Source organism: Terrabacter aeriphilus (assembly GCF_039542985.1).
In the GTDB taxonomy this organism is placed as follows: domain Bacteria; phylum Actinomycetota; class Actinomycetes; order Actinomycetales; family Dermatophilaceae; genus Terrabacter; species Terrabacter aeriphilus.
The window spans coordinates 107,161-124,975 of the sequence record NZ_BAABIW010000016.1 but is presented as its reverse complement, the minus strand read 5'-3'; the positions used below and the strand labels follow the sequence as shown (position 1 = coordinate 124,975).

The following is a 17,815-nucleotide window of genomic DNA, read 5'->3' as shown; positions in this document are numbered from 1 at the left end:
CACCCGCAGGCAGCAGAGCAGGAGCAAGTAGGGTCGGTCCTCGTGACCGACCCTTGTGCTGTCCCGGACCGTCTCGCGGGCGACGCCGTCGTGCGGGTGCGCCGGCTCGACCCGGACCTGCCGCTGCCGGGCTACGCGCACCCCGGCGACGCCGGGGCCGACCTGTGCTCGAGCACCGAGGTCACGATCGCCCCGGGGGAGCGGGCCCTCGTGCCGACCGGCCTGGCCATCGCCCTGCCGCCGGGGCACGCCGGCTTCGTGCACCCCCGCTCGGGCCTGGCCGCGCGCCACGGCATCTCGATCGTCAACGCCCCCGGCACCGTCGACGAGGGCTACCGGGGCGAGATCCTCGTCAACCTCGTCAACCTCGACCCCCGCGAGCCGTTCACCGTGCACCGGGGCGACCGCATCGCCCAGCTCGTCGTGCAGCGCGTCGAGCAGGTGGCCTTCCTCGAGGTGGATTCGCTTGACGCGACCAGTCGGGGGGACACTGGACACGGATCCACCGGAGGGTTCGGTGGGCCCGGACCCGAGGGCGCCGCCTCGCCGATCGCGGGGGACTCACCCGCCGGGGCCTGATCATCGGATACGGTTCGCCGGGCGCTGCGTCAGCGCCGCGACGACCCCGGGCGGCATCGCGCCACGCGGGACGCAGGACTCAAAGGACGGAATGACGTGGGACTCTTCAGCCGAGGCAAGTCGAAGGACCGCCCGGACGCCGACGGCGTGGACGTGAACGACGACCTCGACCGTGACGAGCACGACCCCGAGGCCGATGCGACCGGCGCCGCCGACGACGCGGACCGCGTGGCCTCCGTGCCCGGTGCCGGCACCGACGGTCCCTTCGACCGCGCCGCCGTCGAGGACGACAGCGACTACCTCAACCTCGGCTCCATCTGGCTGCGCGGCCAGCAGGGCATGGAGCTGCGGCTGGAGATCAACGAGCAGGAGCAGCAGATCACGGGGGTCACCGCCGTGATCGGCGAGTCCGCCGTGCAGCTGCAGGCGTTCGCCGCGCCGCGCACCGAGGGCGTCTGGATCGACATCCGCAACGAGATCGCCGACAGCATCGTCGGGGCGGGAGGCACCGCCGAGGTGCTGACCGGGGACTTCGGCGAGGAGCTGCTGACCCGGATGCCGCAGACCGGCCCCGACGGCCGCACCGTCTTCATGCCGGCCCGGTTCGTCGGCGTCGACGGACCGCGCTGGTTCCTCCGCGCCGTCGTCTCGGGCCGCGCCGCCATCGAGCCGGAGGCCGCGGCAGCCGTGCACGACCTCATCCGCACCGCCGTGGTCGACCGGGGCGGCGAGGCCATGCCGCCGCGCGAGCTGCTGCCGCTGCGCCTGCCCGACGCCGAGGGTGCCGAGCAGGCCCAGGGCGAGGAGCCGGGTGCTCCGACCGAGGGTGACCTCAACCCCTTCGAACGCGGACCCGAGATCACCGAGGTCCGCTGATGGAGGGCGTGGGCCGCCTGGCCCCGGGTGACCCCGGGACGTCCGCGTGAGCGCGGGCAAGCCCGGCGCGCTGCGCCGGCTGAGCGAGCGCCTGACGCGCACGTCGCACGAGATCGAGGCGGCCCAGCTGGCCCGCGAGTCGAGCGACCTCGGCGTCATCCACATCGCGGCGGCGCCGCTGCGCACCCGCGTCACCGTCTGCGGCGAGGTGCGCTCGGTGACGCTGCGCCCGCGCGAGGAGACCCCGGCGCTCGACGTCGAGGTGTGGGACGGCACCGAGTCGCTCCACCTCGTCTGGCTGGGTCGCCGCCGCATCGCCGGCATCGTGCCCGGCATCAAGGTGCAGGCCACCGGCCGCATCACGACCCGACGGAAGGTCGCCACGATGTTCAACCCGGCCTACGAGATCGTCGGCCGCGCGGGGCAGCCGCATGCCTGAGGCGGACGGCGGCGCCGTGGTGCCCGGGGCGGCCGACTCGCGCGAGCCGGGCGACGGTATCGCGCGTGAGTCGGGCGACGGCGTCGCGCGCTCCGAGGCCGACCTGCGCCGCTACGACACCGTCGAGGAGCTGCTGCGCGACAAGCTGTCCGAGGCCATCGGCGGCTGGCGCGGCGCGGCCGAGTCGGCCGTGCCGGTCCTCGCCTTCACCGTCGCGTGGTCACGCACCCAGGACCTCCGCACCGCGCTCGTCGTCGCCGGCGCCTGCGTGGGGCTCCTGCTCGTGCTGCGCCTCGTGCAGCGCCAGGACCCCCGCTTCATCGTGTACGCCGCCGTGGGGATCGGCATCTCGGCCTTCTTCGCGCTGCGCTCGGGCAAGGCGGAGGACGCCTTCCTGCCCGGCATGCTCCAGAACGCCGGCCTGCTCGTGCTGCTCGTCGTCACGAACCTCACGCGGTGGCCGCTCTTCGGCTTCATCGTCGGCGTGGCCGAGCCCGAGGCGTTCGCGGCCGACCCCACGTGGTGGCGGCGCCACCCGGGGATCATCACGGTCGCGGCCCGGCTCGCGTGGGTGCTCGTCGCGCTCAACGTCGTGCGCCTCGCGATCATGGTGCCGCTCTACCTCGCCGAGCAGGTCGCCGCGCTCGGCGTCGCCAAGATCGTGCTCGGCTGGCCGGCCTACCTGCTGGCGGTGACCGCGATGGGCGCGATCCTCGTGCGCGGTCGCACCCCGATCGACCCCGGCCGCGTGGCCTGACGCCATCGGCGGCCGCGCTCGGGCGGTTCGGTCAGTTCGCCTCGGCGCGGTGGCGCTCGCCCGGGGCGACGAGGTCCTGGAGGCGGTCCTCCTGCTCCGTCGTCGTGATGAAGAGCAGCTCGTCGCCGGCCTCGATCGCGTCGTCGGGCGTCGGGGCGAGCGGGCGCTCCTCGCGGATGATCGCGACGAGCACCGTGTCGACCGGCCAGTCGACGTCGCCCACGCGGCGGCCCGCGAAGGGGCTGCCCTCGGGCAGCGTGATCTCGACCATCGAGGCGCGGCCCTGCTGGAACTCGAAGATCCGCACGAGGTCGCCGATGCTGACGGCCTCCTCGATGAGGGCCGTCATGAGTCGCGGGGTCGACACCGCGACGTCGACGCCCCACGACTCGTCGAACATCCACTCGTTCTTGGGGTTGTTGACGCGCGCGACCGTGCGGGGCACGCCGAACTCCGTCTTGGCGAGGAGCGAGAGCACGAGGTTGGCCTTGTCGTCACCGGTGGCGGCCACGCAGACGTCCGACTCCTCGAGCCGGGCCTCCTCGAGCGCGGCGAGCTCGCAGGCGTCGGCGAGCAGCCACGACGCCTCGGGCACGCGCGAGGCCTGCACGTCGTCGGCGTCCTTGTCGATGAGCAGCACCTGGTGACCGTTGCCGAGCAGCTCACGGGCGATGGAGCGTCCGACGCTCCCGGCTCCGGCGATGACGACGCGCATGCGGTGTTCTTCTTCCTCGTACCGGGTCAGTGGGCCGCGGGCGGCTGGTCGCAGAGGCGCTCGACGCGCGCGAGGTCGTCGCGCGGCACGGTCAGGTGCACGAGGTCGCCCTGCTGCACGACCATGTCGGGCCGGGGCAGCGTGCCCTCGCCGAGCCGGGTGACGTAGGCGACGCGGGCGCCGGTCTGCTCCTCGACGACGGTGAAGGGGTGGCCCACCCAGGCCTCGGCCATCGGCACCTCGGCGATGACGATCTTGCCGCTCGGGTCGGTCAGCTCGGGCACGGCGCCCTGGGGGAGCAGCCGCTGGATCATCTGGTCGGCCGTCCACCGCACCGTCGCGACGGTGGGGATGCCGAGCCGCTGGTAGACCATGGCGCGCTGCGGGTCGTAGATGCGGGCCGCGACGTGCTCGACGCCGAAGGTCTCGCGCGCCACGCGCGCGGCCAGGATGTTCGAGTTGTCGCCGCTGCTCACGGCGGCGAAGGCGTACGCCTCGCGGATGCCTGCGGCGATGAGCGTCTCGCGGTCGAAGCCGATGCCGGTCACCGTCTGGCCGTCGAACGACGTGCCGAGGCGGCGGAAGGCGGAGGCGTCGGCGTCGATGATGGCGACGTCGTGGCCACCGCGCCCGAGCGTGCGCGCGAGCGTGGAGCCGACGCGGCCGCAACCCATGATGACGAAGTGCACGGACGCGACGCTACACCGTGGCGCAGCCGCCCACGGTGCGGGCCGCACCAGCGCGCCGGACCGCGAAACGGTCGGGACGGCATACCTGCTCGGCGGGCGGCGCGCGCGGGTGGGCGCACGCGTGGGAGGCGGTCGGTGCACGCCCCCGAAACGTTCTACAGTGTCGTCGTGCCAGGTACCGGTTCGCTGTTCAAGCGCCTCCTCCTCGGTCGCGCGATGCGCAGCGACAAGCTCGGTGAGACGCTGCTGCCCAAGCGGCTCGCGCTGCCGATCTTCGCGAGCGACGCGTTGTCGTCGGTGGCCTACGCCCCCGACGAGATCATGCTCATGCTCGGCCTGGCCGGCGGCGCGTTCGCCATGACGCACAGCTGGCAGATCACCATCGCCGTCGTGCTCGTCATGGTCGTCGTCGTCGCGTCGTACCGCCAGAACGTGCACGCCTACCCCTCGGGGGGCGGCGACTACGAGGTCGCGACCGTCAACCTCGGGCCCAAGGCGGGGCTGACGGTCGCGAGCGCGCTGCTCGTGGACTACGTGCTCACCGTGGCGGTCTCGGTCAGCTCGGGTGTCCAGAACGCCGGGACGGTCCTCGACTTCGTGCGCGGCAAGGAGGTGCTGGTCGGGGTCGTCATCATCGTCTTCCTCACCGCGATGAACCTGCGCGGCGTGCGCGAGTCGGGCAAGGCGTTCGCCGTGCCCGTCTACCTCTTCATGGTCGCCATCATCGGGATGGGCGTCTACGGCTTCATCCAGAAGGCGACCGGCGGGCTCGCCCCGGCCGAGAGCGCCGGGCTCACGCTCGTGCCCGAGGGCGGCGAGGAGCTCACGGGGATCGCGGCCGGCTTCCTCCTGCTCCGCGCCTTCTCGTCGGGCTGCGCCGCCCTGACGGGCGTCGAGGCGATCAGCAACGGCGTGCCGGCCTTCAAGAAGCCCAAGAGCGACAACGCCGCCACGACGCTGCTGCTCATGGGCGCGCTCTCGATCACGATGCTCGCCTCGATCATCACGCTGAGCCAGTGGACCGGCATCAAGATCGCCGAGGATCCCGCGTCGCAGCTGCTGCGCGACGGCCGGCCCGTCGGCGACGACTACGTCCAGCACACCGCGATCGGCCAGCTCTCCGAGGCGGTCTTCTCGAACTTCCACGTCGGCGTCGTCTTCGTCTCGATCGTGACCGGCCTCATCCTCTTCCTCGCCGCCAACACGGCCTTCAACGGCTTCCCGGTGCTCGGCTCGATCCTCGCGCGCGACGGCTACCTCCCGCGCCAGCTGCACACCCGCGGCGACCGGCTCGCCTTCTCCAACGGCATCCTCATCCTCGCTGCGGCGGCGATCCTGCTCGTCGTCGTCTTCCGCGCCAACGTGAACGCGCTGCTGCAGCTCTACATCGTCGGCGTGTTTGTCTCGTTCACGACGAGCCAGACCGGCATGGTGCGGCACTGGACGCGCCACCTGCGCCTCGAGCGCAACCCCAAGGAGCGCGCCCGGATGCAGCGCTCGCGGGTCATCAACGCGGTCGGGGCCGCGATGTCGGCCACGGTGCTGCTCGTCGTGCTCATCACGAAGTTCCAGCAGGGTGCGCGCTACGCGATCCTCGCCATGGCGGTGCTCTTCGTCCTCATGCTCGGCATCAAGAAGCACTACTCGCGCGTGCGCGACGAGCTCGCCATCGACTGGGACGTCGAGCGTCCGATGCTGCCGAGCCACGTGCACGCCATCGTCTGCATCTCCAAGGTGCACAAGCCGACGATGCGCGCGCTGTCGTACGCGCGGGCGAGCCGCCCCACCTACCTCGAGGCGGTCACCGTCGACGTCGACCCCGAGGAGACCCAGGGCCTGCTCGACGAGTGGGACCGCCGCGACATCCCGGTGCCGCTCAAGGTGCTGAGCTCGCCCTACCGGCAGATCACCAAGCCGATCCTCGACTACGTGCGCTCGATCCGCAGCGGCAACCCGCGCGACATCGTCACCGTCTACCTGCCGGAGTACGTGCTCGGCAAGTGGTGGGAGCAGATCCTGCACAACCAGAGCGCGCTGCGGCTCAAGGCGCGGCTGCTCTTCACGCCGGGCGTCATGGTCGTCAGCGTGCCGTGGCAGCTGCAGTCGTCCGAGGGCGCCGAGCGCGACTGGATCGACGAGCCGCCGATCCCGGGCTCCGTGCGCGGCGGTGCGCTGTGAGCGAGCGCCGTCCGCGTGAGCGGGCTGCCGGCGGCGAGTCGCTCGTCGGCAGGGAGTGGACCGTCGAGGTGGGCGCGGTCGCCCACGGCGGGCACTGCGTGGCGCGCCACGAGGGCCAGGTCGTCTTCGTGCGCCACACCCTGCCCGGTGAGCGCGTCGTCGCCCGGGTCACCGAGGGGCGCGTCGGCGACTCCTTCGTGCGCGCCGACGCCGTCGAGGTGCTCGAGGCCGCCCCCGGTCGGGTGCCCGCGCCGTGCCCGTATGCCGGCCCCGGCCTCTGCGGCGGCTGCGACTTCCAGCACGCCTCGCCCGACACGCAGCGCGCGCTCAAGGGCGCGGTCGTGCGCGAGCAGTTCGCCCGGGTGGCCGGCCTCGACGTCGAGGTCGAGGTGCAGCCCGTGCCCGGTGACGCCGACGGTCTGCGGTGGCGCACCCGCGTCGAGTTCGCGGTCGACGAGGCCGGTCGGGCCGGCCTGCGCCGGCACCGGTCGCGCGAGGTCGTGCCCGTCGAGGACTGCCTCATCGCGACGCCCGGCGTCATCGACAGCGGCGTGCTCGACACCGAGTGGCCCGACGTCGAGTCGGTCGACGTCATCGACGCGGCGCACCCGGACGAGCCGGTGCTCGTGCCGCTCCCACCGGCCGAGGGGTCGGACGGCAGCGGCGGCCTGGTCGGCGAGCTCGCGCGCGACGGTGACTGGGAGGGTGAGTACGTCGTCGGGGCCCGGGGTTTCTGGCAGGTGCACCCGGGCGCGGCCACGACGTTCCTCACGCGGGTCGTGGCGCTGCTCGGGGCCGGGCCGGGTGACCGGGTCGTCGACCTCTTCGCCGGTGCCGGCCTCTTCACGATGCGCCTCGGCGAGCTCGTGGCACCCGACGGCTTCGTGCTCGGCGTCGAGGGTGACCGCCGCGCCGTCGAGAACGGCGAGCGCAACACCGAGCACCTCAAGAACGTCGAGTGGCGCGCGAACCGGGTCGACCGAGAGCTGCGCTCGCTCGTGTCTCAAGGCGTCACGGCCGACCTCGTGGTGCTCGACCCGCCCCGCACCGGAGCCGGCAAGGGGGTCATGGCCCTCGTCGGCGAGCTCGGTCCGCGCCGCGTCGTCTACGTCGCGTGCGACCCGGCGGCGCTCGCGCGCGACGTGCGGGCGGCGGGGGAGCAGGGCTACGCGCTCACCTCCCTCGAGGCCTGGGATGCCTTCCCGATGACCCACCACGTCGAGTGCATCGCCGTGCTCGAGCGCTCGAGCTGAGCGGACGCGACGTGCTGAGGGCGGGGGCCACGTCGGGCCGGCGTCGTCGTCGGGGGTCGGCAGGGGCCCCGCGTGCGAGCACCGGGGCGAGGCACGGGACGATGGGTGCGTGACGTTCAGCTACCCGGTCGCCGTGAAGTTCTCCGAGATCGACCTCGCCGGAGTCGTCTTCAACTCGCACTACCTGACGTGGTGCGAGGACGCGAAGATGGCCTTCCTCGACGACCTCGGCTACGGCCCCTACCGGTTCGCGGAGTCCGACCGGCTGGCGCTCGTGCGGCACGCCGAGATCGACTGGACGGCGAGCCTCAAGCCGCTCGACCACGCCGACATCCGGGTCGTCGTCGAGCGCATCGGGTCCTCGTCGTTCACGCTGCGCCACGAGATCTGGCGGCGGGGTGAGGTGCCGTTGCTCGCCGCCACCTGCGTCATCACCTACGTGTGGTTCGACACGGTGGCGGCAGCGAAGGCGCCGCTCGACGCGGACTTCCGCGAGGCGCTCGAGGGCGCGCGCGCCTGAGGCGACGTCCTCGGCCGAGGGCTGTGGACGACGGCCGTGGTCTGTCGGTGGTTCGTACTAGTGTTCGAACATGGCAAGGACGTCAGCATCGGAGGCGACCCGCGAGGTCTCGCCGGGGGCCGCGCTCGAGGTGCTGACGGGGATCCCGGCAGCCGTGTTCGACGCCCTGCCGCTGACGGCACAAGCGGCCGTCGTGGCGCGGATCGTGCCGGAGGCCGTGCGCACGCTCGACCAATCCTGCGCCGAGGCCGTCCTGGTCGTGACGCAGCGCGCGGTCAACGCGCTCGACGCGCTGCAGGAGCTGGCGCTGGCGGCCCTGGTCCGGGGTGAGGAGATCGACTGCTCCGACCTCGCCGACGACGGGGGAGACGGCAGCGAGTATCGGCCGTCCTCGGTCAAGCTCGTCGCCTCGAGCGTCGCGCCGCTGCTTCGTGCCACTCCCCGTGCCTGCGAGGCTCACGTCGTGCGGGCGCTGTGCCTCGCCGACGACCTGCCGCGCACGGTGGCGCTGGCGCTCGAGGGGCAGCTCGACCGACGCCAGGCCGACGTCGTCGTCGACCACGCGCAGCTCGTGGCGGTCCCGGCCCGTACGATCTTCGACGCCGCGGTCACGTGCGATCCCGACGTGACCTCGCTGACGCCCCACTGGTTGCGGCGGGTCTGCGAGCGCGCGGCGCTCGCCGTCGACCCGGCGGCCATGGAGCGACGGGCCCAGCTCGGCCTGCGCGACCGGTTCGTCCGGGTGGAGCCCGGCACCGACCCCGGCATTGCCTGGTGGAGGGCGTCCCTGCCCTCGATGCAGTCGGCGCAGGCGTGGGCGGCCGTCGACGAGATCGCGCACGAGTACGTCCGGGCCGATCCAGGTCTCACCATCGACCAGGCGCGGGCCGACGCGCTCGTCGACCTGCTCCTGGGCCGGGCCGGCGTCACGACGACCGTGGAGCTGATCCTGCCGGCTTTCGTCGGGGACGCCGGCGCTTCGTCCGCTCCGGGCTCGGCTGCCGACGACGGAGTCACCTCGGGTGCCGGCGTCGTCGCGAGTCCGGAGGTCGCCCCGGGTCCGGCAGACCCGGACGTCGACCGCGTGACGCTTCCAGAGGCCTTCCGGCGCTCGGAGCGCACTGCATCGAGGATCGCGGAGAGCGCGTCGTCGTGGTTGACCGGGCACGGGCTCGAGCACGTGGCGGGCGCGCCCTTCGCGAGCGAGCAGGCGCTCGCATCCGAGCTGTTCGGCCCGGCCGGCCTCGTCGACGGCGAGCCACCACCACCGCTGCCGGCCGACACGCTCGCGCACGTCCTCATGCTCCATGAGCACGAGTCGCGTCGGCGTGGGTGGGAGCAGCTCGCGGCCCGGATGCTGGCCGAACACGGCCTGCACCTCGGCCGGTGGCGCCCGCCCGAGCTGGGGGTTCGGGATCCGCGGGGCGGATGGATCCTCACCGAGGCGCTCGTCGCGGTGCTCACCGACCCCGACGTCGTGCTCCGTCTGTCACGCGCGGACGCCAGGACCGGCGTGACGTCGGCCCGTGAGCCCAGCCGGTACCGACCCAACGCGGCGCTGGCCAGGGCGGGTGCGGGACCGCGACCTGCTGAGCCTCTGCCGCACGCACCACGGCTTCAAGCACCACGCCGGCTGGACGCTCGCCCTGTCGCCCACGGGGGACTGCACCTGGACCTCGCCGACCGGACGCACGTACGTCACGCACCCGGCCGACGTCCGGCTGGATGCTGCGTGAGCCCAAGGTCGATGTTCCGGGGAAGTCGTTGGTCGGGGGAGTCGTGGGCCGGGGGAGTCGTCGGCCGGGGTAGTCGTGGAGCCGCGCAGTCGACGAGCCCGGGAGTCCGTGAGTCCGCCTTTCCGTGGGCGGCGGCGCCACCGCTCGAAAGCCAGGTGGGCCCTCTCGCCCGGTGCTAGCGTCGAAAGGGTCCGCACGACGTGGAGGCGACATGGATGCGTTCATGAAGTTCGACGGCATCGAGGGCGGCAGCCAGAGCAAGGAGCACCAGGGCGCCGTCGAGGTCCTCTCGTGGGACTGGGGCATCACCGCGACCACGAGCGCACCCACGGGCGGCGGAGCGGGAGCCGGCAAGGCCCGCGCGCACGAGTTCCAGATCATCCACCGCTACGACCTCGCCTCGCCCCTGCTCGCGGCCAGCGCCGCGTCCGGCAAGCACCTCAAGGAGGCGATCCTCACCGTCGCCCGACCGGGTGCCGACGAGGGCTTCGTGACGGTGACGATGAAGGACCTCGTCGTCACCGAGGTGCTGGTCTCGGGCGACGAGGACGAGCTCAACGAACAGGTCAGCCTGCAGCCCTCGTGGATCAGCATCGACTACGCCGAGCCGGGGCACGGCGGCGGACCCACGGGCCGCACGTCGCGGTTCACATGGGACGTCCGGTCGAACAAGATGGGCTGATGGCCGGTGCCGAGACCGGTCTCGGCGCTCGCCAGGCTCGAGTCCGGGCGACCCGCTGAGGCGGTGCAGGCCGACCGGAGCAGCCTCGAGGCGCACGAGGAGGACCCGCCGACGTGGGCCAACCTCGCGACGGCGTTCCACACGCTCACCGCCGAGCGCCGGCACGAGGACGCCCTCGACCTCATGCGCCGCCGGCCTGCACGACGTGGTCCTTCGACGGGTCCACCTGCGTCTCGAGGCGGGGGAGCCGGTGGCCGGGCTGGTGTGGTCGGCGCGACGTCCCGCGTCGACGGATCCGCGCGCCGCCGGGGCAGACACGGGCTTGGGAGCCCGCAAGGATGGGCGGGTAGGGGTGGACTGACAAGAGGCGGTGCGTGTGGTTAGATATATCTTGACGTCAAGATAAATTGAGCACCGCGATCCACCATTCGCTGCTGGAAGGAGCCCGTCGTGGGCAGTGTTGACAGCTTCAAGGCCAAGGGGACCCTCGAGGTCGAAGGCCAGTCCTACGAGATCTACCGCCTGGCCCAGGTCGAGGGGCAGCAGACGCTGCCCTACAGCCTCAAGGTCCTCCTCGAGAACCTGCTGCGCACCGAGGACGGCGCCAACATCACGGCCGACCACATCCGGGCCGTCGGCGCGTGGGACGAGACCGCCGAGCCCGACACCGAGATCCAGTTCACGCCCGCCCGCGTCATCATGCAGGACTTCACCGGCGTGCCCTGTGTCGTCGACCTCGCCACGATGCGTGAGGCCGTCGCCGACCTCGGTGGCGACGCCGCGAAGATCAACCCGCTCGCGCCGGCCGAGCTCGTCATCGACCACTCGGTCATCATCGACGTCTTCGGCCGCGCCGACGCCTTCGAGCGCAACGTCGAGATCGAGTACCAGCGCAACAAGGAGCGCTACCAGTTCCTGCGCTGGGGCCAGACGGCCTTCGACGACTTCAAGGTCGTGCCCCCGGGCACCGGCATCGTCCACCAGGTCAACATCGAGCACCTCGCCCGCACCGTCATGGTCCGCGAGATCGACGGCGAGCGCGTGGCCTACCCCGACACCTGCGTCGGCACCGACTCGCACACCACGATGGTCAACGGCCTCGGTGTGCTCGGCTGGGGCGTCGGCGGCATCGAGGCCGAGGCGGCCATGCTCGGCCAGCCGGTCTCGATGCTCATCCCGCGCGTCGTCGGCTTCAAGCTCAAGGGCTCGATCCCCGTCGCCGCGACCGCCACCGACGTCGTGCTCACGATCACCGAGATGCTGCGCAAGCACGGCGTCGTCGGCAAGTTCGTCGAGTTCTACGGCGAGGGCGTCTCGCAGGTGCCGCTCGCCAACCGCGCGACGATCGGCAACATGAGCCCGGAGTTCGGCTCCACCTGCGCCATCTTCCCGATCGACGACGTCACCCTCGACTACCTGCGCCTGACCGGCCGGTCCGACGAGAGCGTCGCCCTCGTCGAGGCCTACGCCAAGGAGCAGGGGATGTGGCTCCAGGCCGGTCCCGACCAGCCCGAGGCCCGCTACAGCGAGTACCTCGAGCTCGACCTCTCGACGGTCGTCCCGTCGATCGCCGGCCCCAAGCGCCCCCAGGACCGCATCGCGCTGACCGACGCCAAGGAGGCCTTCCGCAAGGTGCTGCCCACCTACGTCGCGCACGACGAGGGTGACGCGGGCGCCGCCTCGTCCTTCCCGGCGAGCGACCCCACGCCCCAGGGCACCGTCGAGGGCACGAACGGCGGCTCGAAGCCCGCCGACGAGGGCGACGGCAACGGTCGTCCCTCCAAGAAGGTGTCGGTCACCGACGCCGAGGGCCGCGAGTTCGAGATCGACCACGGCATCGTCTCGATCGCCTCGATCACGAGCTGCACCAACACCTCGAACCCGTCGGTCATGATGGCCGCCGCCATGCTCGCCAAGAGCGCGGTGGAGAAGGGCCTGTCGGTCGCCCCCTGGGTCAAGACGTCGATGGCGCCGGGCTCGAAGGTCGTGACCGGCTACTACGACAAGGCCGGCATGTGGCCCTACCTCGAGAAGCTCGGCTTCCACCTCGTCGGCTACGGCTGCACGACGTGCATCGGCAACTCGGGCCCCCTCAACGAGGAGATCTCGCAGGCGATCAACGACAACGACCTCGCCGTCACCTCGGTGCTCTCCGGCAACCGCAACTTCGAGGGTCGCATCAACCCCGACGTCAAGATGAACTACCTCGCGAGCCCGCCGCTCGTCATCGCCTACGCCCTCGCCGGCACCATGGACTTCGACTTCGAGACGGAGCCGCTGGGCCAGGACACCGACGGCAACGACGTCTTCCTCAAGGACATCTGGCCGGCGCCCGCCGACGTCGAGCGGACCATCGCGGCCTCGATCAGCCAGGAGATGTTCACCGAGGACTACGCCGACGTCTTCGCCGGTGACGAGCGCTGGCAGTCGCTGCCGACCCCCGAGGGCGACACCTTCGCGTGGGACGGCGAGTCGACCTACGTGCGCAAGCCCCCGTACTTCGACGGCATGTCGATGGAGACGACCCCGGTCGCCGACATCGAGGGTGCTCGCGTCCTCGCCAAGCTCGGCGACTCGGTGACGACCGACCACATCAGCCCGGCCGGTGCCATCAAGAACGACAGCCCGGCGGGCCGCTACCTCGCCGAGCACGGCGTCGCGCGCAAGGACTTCAACTCCTACGGCTCGCGTCGCGGCAACCACGAGATCATGATCCGCGGCACGTTCGCCAACATCCGCCTGAAGAACCTGCTCCTCGACGGCGTCGAGGGCGGCTTCACGCGCGACTTCACCCGGGACGGCGAGCAGAGCACGATCTACGACGCGGCGCAGAGCTACGCGGCGGCCGGCATCCCGCTCGTCATCCTGTCGGGCAAGGAGTACGGCTCCGGTTCATCGCGCGACTGGGCGGCCAAGGGCACGAGCCTGCTCGGCGTCAAGGCGGTCGTCGCCGAGAGCTACGAGCGCATCCACCGCTCCAACCTCATCGGCATGGGCGTCATCCCGCTGCAGTACCCCGCGGGCCAGAACGCCGACTCGCTCGGCCTCGACGGCACCGAGACCTTCTCCATCACCGGCATCACCGCGCTCAACGAGGGCACGACGCCGAAGACGGTCAAGGTCGTCGCGACCAAGCAGTCGGGCGAGACGGTCGAGTTCGACGCCGTCGTGCGCATCGACACCCCCGGCGAGGCGGACTACTACCGCAACGGCGGCATCCTGCAGTACGTCCTGCGGTCGCTCGTCACCGGCTGACGCCGGTCAGCACCCCACGGGTCCCGTATGCCGCCTCGCGCGGTGTGCGGGGCCCGTCGGCGTCTGCGGGGCCCGAGCAGCCCGGGGGACCCGGCCGGTCGGCGTCCGCGCATCAGTGGCATGCTCGACGCGTGAGTGAGCGACGCGCGAGCCTGTCGGTGTGGGAGTCCGGATTCGAGTGGACGCCCGGTCGGGACGTCCGCCACGCCGATGCGCACGTCGACGGCGCACCCGAGCGCACCTACGCCGCGCGGTCGTGGACCTCACCCGTGGTCGAAGTGCCTTTCGCCGCAACCGAACTCATCCCGTCGTGGAACGCCCGCACCCCGGCCGGCACCTGGCTGTGCATCGAAGGTCGGGTCGCCGACGACTCCGGGTGGACCCCGTGGTTCGTGCTCGCGCACTGGGCGGAGGACGACCCCGAGGGTGACGCCCCGATCACGCGGACCACCGTCGACGACCAGCGCTTCGACGCCGGCCGGGTGTCGACGGACACGTGGCGCGCCGCCGACGGGCGCGCCTTCGACCGGTGGCAGGTGCGGGTCACGGCCCTCACGGCGGCCGGTGCAACGGAGCAGCCCGAGCTCTCGCTCGTGGCGGGGTCGGCGTCCCGCTTCGAGATCGACCCGGCCGAGCCGACGAGCCCACGCTCGAGCGGCGACGCGGCGGCGGCATACGGCACCGAGATCGCCGTGCCGGCCTACTCGCAGCGGCTGCACATCGACACGTTCCCGCAGTGGAACGGCGGTGGTCAGTCCTGGTGCTCCCCGACGTCGATGACGATGATCCTCGAGCACTGGGACCGCGGCCCGTGCCCCGAGGAGCACGCCTGGGTGGGCCACGACACCGACCCGCAGGTCGTGCACGGCGTCCGCCGCGTCTTCGACCACCGCTACGAGGGCGCCGGCAACTGGGCCTTCAACACCGCGTATGCCGGGGCGCGCGGGTTGCGCGCCTACGTCACCCGCCTGCGCGACCTCACCGAGGCGGAGGCGTTCGTCGCTGCCGGGGTGCCGCTCATCGTCTCGGTGACCTTCACGGAGGACGAGCTCGACGGCGCCGGCTACGAGACCGACGGGCACCTGCTGACGATCGTCGGCTTCACGGCCGACGGCGACGTCATCTCCAACGACCCGAACTCGCACCGGACCGCGAGCAACGAGCAGGTGCGCTCGGTCTTCCGCCGCGACCAGTTCGAGCGGGTCTGGCTCGGCGACACGGGTGGCCTGGCCTACGTCGTGCACCCGCACGACGTGGCGCTGCCGCCCGCGCCCGCCGAGGCCAACTGGGCGTGAGTCCGGCCGGTCCGGTCAAGACGACGTAAATTTCCTGCGTTTGCTGCTCGCATCGCGAGAATTTTGCACGCGAACCCCCCGCAGGACGGTGCGGCGGGTGTTGACTGACGGCGCTCCACAGCCCCGCAGCCCTGCCCGGAAGGTGCGTCATGTCGCGTCAGCCCACCCCCGCCCTCGTCCCGCCGAGCCGGCGAACGGTCCTCGGCTCCACCGCCGGCGCCGCGCTCGTCGGCCTGGTGACCGCCGGCTCCGCCCACGCCACGGGCACCCCGACGGCTCCCGACACGCGCCACCCGTCCCGTCCCGACGACGGGGCCCACCCGAGCGACCGGCACATCGCGTTCCGCGAGTGGAGCGGGCGCGAGCTGCGCGTCGGCCGGTTCTGCGAGAAGCGCGACTACGTCGACCCGCACGACCCCTCGGCGACGGTGCGCTCCTACGAGGTCGCGACCTGGGTCTCGCCCGTCGTGCGTCCCGGCTTCGGCCTCACCGAGCTCGTGTCGTCGTGGAACGCCGACACCCCCGGCCGCTCGTGGATCGAGGTCACGGTCCGTGGCCGCAGTGGCGGCACGTCCACCAAGGAGTACGTGCTGGGGCGCTGGTGCCGCTACGACCCCGAGCAGGGCGGCGGCATCCACCGCACGTCGGTCAACGGGCAGGGCGACACGGTCGCGACCGTCTACACCGACACCCTGGCCACCCGCACCGGTCACGTGCTCGACGAGTGGCAGCTCGTCGTGCGGCTGATGCGTCCCGTCGGCACCCACGAGACGCCACGCCTGCGGTCGGTCGGCGCCATGGCCTCGGCGCTGCCCGACACCGAGCGCGTGCCGCGCAGCCCGCAGGGTCGTGCCCGCGGACGGGTGCTCGACGTGCCGACCTTCTCGCAGGAGACCCACATCGGGCACTTCCCGGAGTGGGACAACGGCGGTGAGGCGTGGTGCTCGCCGACGTCGACCTCGATGGTGCTCGCCTACTGGGGCGCCGGGCCGCGCCGCGACGAGACGGCGTGGGTGACGCAGGCGCGCCCCGACGAGCGCGACCCGCAGGTCGACTTCGCGGCGCGCAACGTCTTCGACTACACCTACGACGGCGCCGGCAACTGGCCCTTCAACGCCGCGTACGCCGCCACCCGACCCCGCATGCGCGGCTTCGTGACCCGGCTGCGATCGCTCACCGAGGCCGAGGACTTCATCGCCGCCGGCATCCCGCTCGTCACGTCGGTCTCCTTCGAGAAGGGCGAGCTTGACGGCGCCGGCTACGGCACGAACGGCCACCTCATGGTCGTCGTCGGCTTCACCCGGGAGGGCGACGTCGTGTGCAACGACCCGGCCTCGCACCTCGTCCGCGACAACCGCGAGGTCCGCGTCGTCTACGACCGGGAGCAGTTCGAGAACGTGTGGGTGCCGCACAGCGGCGGGATCGTCTACGTCATCCACCCCGAGCGCCACCGGCTGCCGCACGCCCCGCGCCACGAGCGCAACTGGTGACCTGACGGGACGTGCGACGGGACGCGTCAGCGACCGAGGCCCGTCCGCGGGTCTCGGTCGGTGACGCAGTAGAGGCCGCCCGCGGGGTCGAGCAGCGTGGTCCAGCCGCCCCCGTGGTCGCCGACCACCGTCGCGCCGAGCGCGCGGTGCCGCGCGACCTCGGTCGGGCGGTCGTCGCTCGCGAGGTCGAGGTGCCCCGTCACCCGCCCGGACGCCGACTCGTCGAGTCGCTGGAGGAGCAGCCGCAGCGGGATGCCGTCCGGGCGCACGAGGTGCCGGAACTCGGGACGCCCCACCGACCGGCGCACCTCCCACCGCGTCAGCTCCGCCCAGAACGCGCACTCGACCTCGTAGGCGCCCGAGGGGATGTCGAGGCAGAGCTGGTCGACGATGCTCTCGTGCTCGTGCGGCCACCGGGTGGGCGACGGCCGTGCGCGCAAGGGCTCGTGGACGAGGCAGAGGACGAAGCCGCCGGGGGAGCGCAGCACGACGTACCCGTGCTCGGACCGGTGGACGACCACCGCCCCCAGCGCCTCGGCACGAGCGGCCGCCTCGGTCGGCGACGCGACGTGGAGGTCGAGGTGGGTGCCGGGACCGGCGCCGCCGCCACCATGACCGCGACCCTCGCCGCCGTCACCGCCACCGGTGCGCTGGAGCTTGAGGTAGGGGTCTCCGGCGGGCGGCAGGAGCGTGGTGAACTCGCCCTCGTCGCCGCGGGCGGGTGACACGGCATACGCCGTCACCGCCGACCAGAAGCGGGTGCCCGCCTCGTGCACGCCGGGCGGCAGGTCGATGAAGGCCGTGACCCAGCCGACCGTCGTCATGCCCCGAGCGTAGGCGAGGCAGACTGGGAGCATGCGCAGTCCGACGTCTTCCGGGTCACGAGGGCACACCCCGCCCGGGTGGCCTCCGGGCGTGCCCCCGGCGCACACCCCCGGGTGGGAGGAGCGGGCCGTGCTGTGGCTGCTCGACCAGTGCCCGCCCGACTACCGGGCGTATGCCGGGTGGCGGCGTCACCCGATCGCGCTCGCCTGGCTGACCGGCCGGCACCTCGACGGCCAGGTCGTCGCCATGCGTGACGCGTGGCGCGAGGCCCGCGTGGCGATCGGGCCGCACGTGCCCGCCGACGCCCTGACCGAGATCCTCGGGCAGATCGAGGCCGAGGGCATCCGCCTCCTCGCGGCCTCGCGCTCCACCCGCCTGCTCCACGAGGCCCTGCAGGGCAAGGTCTTCGCGCCCCGTCTGTGACGCGGTGCGGCAGGGCCGGTGAGGATCGTGTGACGGGGTCGACAGCCCCGGCGCGCACCATTGGGAGGCGCCGGACGTTGACCCGTAGACTCGATCGACCCAC

Annotated in this window: 16 protein-coding genes; 13 read left to right on the top strand and 3 right to left on the bottom strand. The window is 72.4% G+C overall.

The annotated features are described in order from the left end of the window. The first annotated feature begins 42 nt into the window (after positions 1-42). The 4 genes from dut (at position 43) to ABD979_RS12335 (ending at position 2,651) form a co-directional block, all read left to right on the top strand. Complete coding sequence (dut, locus tag ABD979_RS12350) at positions 43-579, top strand: dUTP diphosphatase (protein ID WP_345507777.1); 537 nt, start codon at positions 43-45, stop codon at positions 577-579. 96 nt (positions 580-675) lie between these two features. Beyond that, positions 676-1,455 (top strand): DUF3710 domain-containing protein, encoded by a 780-nt coding sequence (locus tag ABD979_RS12345; protein ID WP_345507776.1) that lies wholly within the window; start codon positions 676-678, stop codon positions 1,453-1,455. Positions 1,456-1,501: 46 nt separating this feature from the next. Further along, positions 1,502-1,894 (top strand): OB-fold nucleic acid binding domain-containing protein, encoded by a 393-nt coding sequence (locus ABD979_RS12340; RefSeq protein WP_345507775.1) that lies wholly within the window; start codon positions 1,502-1,504, stop codon positions 1,892-1,894. Then, positions 1,887-2,651 (top strand): DUF3159 domain-containing protein, encoded by a 765-nt coding sequence (locus ABD979_RS12335; protein ID WP_345507774.1) that lies wholly within the window; start codon positions 1,887-1,889, stop codon positions 2,649-2,651. Before ABD979_RS12340 ends, ABD979_RS12335 begins: the two co-directional genes overlap by 8 nt. Positions 2,652-2,682: 31 nt before the next feature. On the opposite strand, the gene ABD979_RS12330 is transcribed toward ABD979_RS12335, so the two are convergent. Beyond that, positions 2,683-3,366: a potassium channel family protein gene (locus ABD979_RS12330; protein WP_345507773.1), complete on the bottom strand. Its 684-nt coding sequence runs from the start codon at positions 3,364-3,366 to the stop codon at positions 2,683-2,685. Between the two features lie 26 nt (positions 3,367-3,392). After that, entirely contained in the window at positions 3,393-4,055 is a 663-nt protein-coding gene (locus tag ABD979_RS12325) for a potassium channel family protein (protein ID WP_345507772.1), read from the bottom strand. 216 nt (positions 4,056-4,271) lie between these two features. Between ABD979_RS12325 and ABD979_RS12320 the strand changes: the two genes are divergently transcribed. The 8 genes from ABD979_RS12320 to ABD979_RS12285 all read left to right on the top strand — a co-directional run bounded on the left by ABD979_RS12320 (position 4,272) and on the right by ABD979_RS12285 (position 16,464). Continuing rightward, positions 4,272-6,233 (top strand): APC family permease, encoded by a 1,962-nt coding sequence (locus tag ABD979_RS12320; protein ID WP_345507913.1) that lies wholly within the window; start codon positions 4,272-4,274, stop codon positions 6,231-6,233. Then, positions 6,230-7,486 (top strand): class I SAM-dependent RNA methyltransferase, encoded by a 1,257-nt coding sequence (locus tag ABD979_RS12315; RefSeq protein WP_345507770.1) that lies wholly within the window; start codon positions 6,230-6,232, stop codon positions 7,484-7,486. The genes ABD979_RS12320 and ABD979_RS12315 overlap by 4 nt, the downstream gene beginning before the upstream one ends. Positions 7,487-7,595: 109 nt before the next feature. Then, positions 7,596-8,006: an acyl-CoA thioesterase gene (locus ABD979_RS12310; protein ID WP_345507769.1), complete on the top strand. Its 411-nt coding sequence runs from the start codon at positions 7,596-7,598 to the stop codon at positions 8,004-8,006. A 70-nt stretch (positions 8,007-8,076) separates the two neighbouring features. Further along, positions 8,077-9,921 carry a DUF222 domain-containing protein gene (locus ABD979_RS12305; protein ID WP_345507767.1) on the top strand — a complete coding sequence of 615 codons (1,845 nt, stop codon included), beginning with the start codon at positions 8,077-8,079 and terminating at the stop codon, positions 9,919-9,921. 32 nt (positions 9,922-9,953) lie between these two features. Next, entirely contained in the window at positions 9,954-10,424 is a 471-nt protein-coding gene (locus ABD979_RS12300; protein ID WP_345507766.1) for a type VI secretion system tube protein Hcp, read from the top strand. Between the two features lie 450 nt (positions 10,425-10,874). Beyond that, entirely contained in the window at positions 10,875-13,679 is a 2,805-nt protein-coding gene (gene acnA / locus ABD979_RS12295) for an aconitate hydratase AcnA (protein ID WP_345507765.1), read from the top strand. A gap of 131 nt (positions 13,680-13,810) precedes the next feature. Then, positions 13,811-14,974, top strand: coding sequence for a C39 family peptidase (locus tag ABD979_RS12290; protein WP_345507764.1), 1,164 nt, complete (start codon positions 13,811-13,813; stop codon positions 14,972-14,974). Positions 14,975-15,123: 149 nt separating this feature from the next. Then, entirely contained in the window at positions 15,124-16,464 is a 1,341-nt protein-coding gene (locus tag ABD979_RS12285) for a peptidase C39 family protein (RefSeq protein ID WP_345507763.1), read from the top strand. Between the two features lie 26 nt (positions 16,465-16,490). Here the strand turns inward: ABD979_RS12285 and ABD979_RS12280 are convergent, their stop codons facing one another. Beyond that, the gene (locus ABD979_RS12280) at positions 16,491-17,288 is read right to left on the bottom strand and encodes a VOC family protein (RefSeq protein WP_345507762.1); all 798 of its coding nucleotides are present in this window, start codon (positions 17,286-17,288) and stop codon (positions 16,491-16,493) included. Between the two features lie 91 nt (positions 17,289-17,379). Here ABD979_RS12280 and ABD979_RS12275 point away from each other — a divergent pair, with 91 nt between their 5' ends. Continuing rightward, entirely contained in the window at positions 17,380-17,712 is a 333-nt protein-coding gene (locus ABD979_RS12275; RefSeq protein WP_345507761.1) for a hypothetical protein, read from the top strand. Positions 17,713-17,815: the final 103 nt, after the last annotated feature.